The organism is Lactovum odontotermitis (assembly GCF_054658595.1).
Map to the genome: position 1 here is coordinate 1 of NZ_BAAGGQ010000039.1, position 4886 is coordinate 4886.

The window sequence follows — 4886 nt, forward strand, 5'->3', positions numbered from 1 at the left end:
GCACTATCACTCAAGTCATCCGAAACGGAGTCACTCAGATTATCTGAAACACTATCACTCAAGTCATCCGAAACAGAATCACTCAGATTATCAGAATCCGAGTCACTCAAACTGTCTGAATCCGAATCGCTCAAGCTATCTGAATCCGAATCACTCAGATTATCCGAAGCACTATCACTCAAGTCATCTGAAACAGAATCACTCAGATTATCTGAAACACTATCACTCAAACTGTCCGAATCGGAATCACTCAGATTATCCGAAACACTATCACTCAAACTATCGGAATCTGAATCACTCAAGTCATCCGAAACAGAATCGCTCAGACTATCAGAATCCGAGTCACTCAAACTGTCTGAATCCGAATCGCTCAAGCTATCTGAATCCGAATCACTCAGATTATCTGAAGCACTATCACTCAAGTCATCCGAAACACTATCACTCAGATTATCTGAAACACTATCACTCAAGTCATCCGAAACAGAATCGCTCAGACTATCTGAATCCGAGTCACTCAAGCTGTCGGAATCTGAATCACTTAAACTATCCGAATTTGAATCACTCTGACTATCCGAAGCACTATCACTCGAGTCATCCGAAACGGAGTCGCTCAAACTATCCGAATCACTGTCACTTACGGAGTCACTATCAACATCTGAAACACTATCACTCAAGTCATCCGAAACAGAATCGCTCAGATTATCTGAATCACTGTCGCTCAAACTATCCGAATCACTGTCACTTACGGAGTCACTCTGACTATCCGAAGCACTATCACTCAAGTCATTCGAAACAGAGTCACTCAGACTATCAGAAACATTATCACTCAAGTCATCCGAAACGGAGTCGCTCAAACTATCCGAATCGCTGTCACTCAGAGAATCCGAAACCGAATCACTCTGATTATCTGAAACACTATCACTTAAACTGTCGGAATCACTATCACTCAAGTCATCCGAAACAGAATCACTGTCACTCAAGCTATCTGAATTACTATCACTTAAACTATCTGAATTGGAATCGCTCAAACTGTCAGAAATTGAGTCGCTCAGATTATCTGAAACACCATCACTCAAACTATCGGAATTGCTATCACTCTGAGAATCAGAGTTTGAATCGCTCAAGCTGTCTGAATCACTGTTACTCAAACTATCGGAATTGCTATCGCTCAAGCTGTCTGAATTACTATCGCTCAAGCTATCTGAATTACTATCACTTAAACTATCAGAGTCCGAGTCACTCAAGCTATCTGAATCTGAATCACTCAGATTATCAGAATCACTATCGCTCAAGCTATCTGAATCTGAATTGCTCAAACTATCGGAATCACTGTCACTCAAACTATCGGAATTGCTATCACTCAAACTGTCTGAATTGCTGTCACTCAAACTGTCGGAATCTGAATCACTCAGACTATCCGAAACACTATCACTCAAACTATCTGAATCTGAGTCGCTCAAACTGTCGGAATCTGAATCACTCAAACTATCTGAAACACTATCACTCAAGTCATCCGAAACACTATCACTCAAACTATCAGAATCGGAATCGCTCAGATTATCTGAAACACTATCACTCAAACTATCTGAAGCACTATCACTCAAGCTATCAGAATTGGAATCGCTCAGACTGTCAGAATTACTGTCGCTCAGATTATCTGAATCCGAGTCACTCAAGGAATCCGAGTTTGAATCACTCAAGCTGTCTGAATCTGAGTCGCTCAGACTATCCGAATCACTGTCGCTCAAACTGTCTGAATCGGAATCACTTAGACTATCAGAGTCTGAATCACTCAGACTATCAGAATCCGAGTCACTCAAACTGTCTGAATCCGAATCGCTCAGATTATCCGAAGCACTATCACTCAAACTATCTGAATCACTGTCACTCAAACTGTCTGAATCTGAATCACTCAGATTATTTGAAACACTATCACTCAAGTCATCCGAAACGGAGTCGCTCAAACTGTCAGAATCGCTATCACTCAAGCTATCATAATCCGAGTCACTTAGACTATCGGAGTCGCTGTCACTCAAACTATCTGAAACACTATCACTCAAGTCATCCGAAACGGAGTCGCTCAGGCTATCTGAAACACTGTCACTCAGACTATCTGAAACACTATCACTCAAACTATCAGAATCACTATCGCTCAAGCTATCTGAATCTGAATCGCTCAAACTATCGGAATCACTGTCACTCAAACTATCGGAATTGCTATCACTCAAACTATCCGAATCACTGTCACTCAAACTATCGGAATTGCTATCACTCAAACTGTCAGAATTGCTGTCACTCAAGCTATCGGAATCTGAATCGCTCAGATTATCTGAAACACTATCACTCTGACTATCTGAATTAGAATCGCTCAGACTATCAGAATCTGAATCGCTCAAGCTATCAGAATCACTGTCACTCAGACTATCTGAATCACTGTCGCTCAAACTGTCAGAATTGCTATCACTCAAACTGTCTGAATTAGAATCACTCAAACTATTAGAATCTGAATCGCTCAGACTATCAGAATCTGAATCGCTCAGACTATCAGAATCACTGTCACTCAGACTATCTGAATCCGAGTCCCTCAAGCTGTCTGAATCTGAATCACTCTGACTATCTGAAACACTGTCACTCAAGTCATCCGAAGCAGAATCGCTCAGACTATCCGAAACACTATCACTCAAACTATCTGAATCTGAGTCGCTCAAACTGTCGGAATCTGAATCACTCAAACTATCTGAAACACTATCACTCAAGTCATCCGAAACCGAATCACTCTGACTATCAGAAACACTATCACTCAAATTATCCGAAACACTATCACTCAAACTGTCGGAATCTGAATCACTCAGACTATCCGAAGCACTATCACTCAAGCTGTCAGAATCCGAATCACTTAAACTATCTGAAACACTATCACTCAAGTCATCCGAAACAGAATCACTCAAATTATCTGAAACACTATCACTCAAGTCATCCGAAACGGAGTCGCTCAAACTGTCGGAATCACTATCGCTCAAGCTATCGGAATCTGAATCACTCAGGCTATCAGAATCGCTATCACTCAAACTGTCAGAAACGGAGTCGCTTAGATTATCTGAAACGCTATCACTCAAGTTATCAGAGTCACTATCACTCAAACTGTCTGAATCACTATCGCTCAAGCTATCAGAATCGCTGTCACTCAAATTGTCTGAATTGGAATCACTCAGATTATCTGAAACACTGTCACTCAAACTGTCAGAATCCGAATCGCTCAGATTATCCGAAGCACTGTCACTCAAACTATCAGAGTCGCTGTCACTCAAACTATCAGAATCGGAATCACTCAGATTATCTGAAACACTATCACTCAAACTGTCAGAATCTGAGTCGCTCAGATTATCAGAGTCGCTGTCACTCAAACTATCAGAATCGGAATCACTCAGATTATCTGAAACACTATCACTCAAACTGTCAGAATCTGAGTCGCTCAGATTATCCGAAACGCTATCACTCAAACTATCAGAATCTGAGTCGCTCAGATTATCTGAATCACTATCACTCAGACTATCCGAAGCACTATCACTCAAGTCATCCGAAACAGAATCACTCAAGCTGTCAGAATCCGAATCACTTAAACTATCGGAAGTACTGTCACTCAGTGAATCTGAGTTTGAATCGCTCAAACTGTCAGAATCTGAATCACTCAGATTATCTGAAACACTATCACTCAAACTGTCAGAATCTGAGTCGCTCAGATTATCCGAAACACTATCACTCATACTATCAGAATCTGAGTCGCTCAGATTATCTGAAACACTATCACTCAAGTCATCCGAAACGGAGTCACTCAGATTATCTGAAACGCTGTCACTCAAGTCATCCGAAACAGAATCGCTCAGATTATCTGAAACGCTGTCACTCAAACTATCAGAATCTGAGTCGCTCAGATTATCTGAAACACTATCACTCAAACTATCGGAATCTGAATCACTCAGATTATCCGAAACACTATCACTCAGACTAGCAGAATCTGAGTCGCTCAGATTATCCGAAACACTATCACTCAAGTCATCCGAAACAGAATCACTCAGATTATCCGAAACACTATCACTCAAGTCATCTGAAACAGAATCACTCAAATTATCCGAAACACTATCACTCAAACTATCAGAATCTGAATCACTCAGATTATCCGAAACACTATCACTCAAACTATCAGAATCTGAATCACTCAAACTATCTGAAGCACTATCACTCAAGTCATCCGAAACACTATCACTCAGATTATCTGAATCACTATCACTCAAACTGTCAGAATCTGAGTCGCTCAGATTATCCGAAACACTATCACTCATACTATCAGAATCTGAGTCGCTCAGATTATCTGAAACACTGTCACTCAAACTATCCGAGTCTGAATCGCTCAGATTATCTGAATCACTGTCACTTACGGAGTCACTATCAAAATTAGAATCACTATCAACATCTGAAACACTATCACTCAAGTCATCCGAAACGGAGTCGCTCAAACTATCCGAATCGCTGTCACTCAGAGAATCCGAAACCGAATCACTCTGATTATCTGAAACACTATCACTTAAACTGTCGGAATCACTATCACTCAAGTCATCCGAAACAGAATCACTCAGATTATCAGAATCCGAGTCACTCAAACTGTCTGAATCCGAATCGCTCAAACTATCAGAATCTGAATCACTCAAACTATCTGAAGCACTATCACTCAAGTCATCCGAAACACTATCACTCAGATTATCTGAAACACTATCACTCAGACTATCCGAAACAGAATCACTCAAATTATCCGAAACACTATCACTCAAACTATCAGAATCTGAGTCGCTCAGATTATCTGAAACACTATCACTCAAGTCATCCGAAAC

General features: G+C 40.7%; 1 protein-coding gene. It reads right to left on the reverse strand.

The features are described 5' to 3' along the window. The coding region (locus ACYQ2E_RS11115) for a hypothetical protein (protein WP_460018132.1) at positions 1-4886 on the reverse strand (4886 nt) is incomplete at both ends.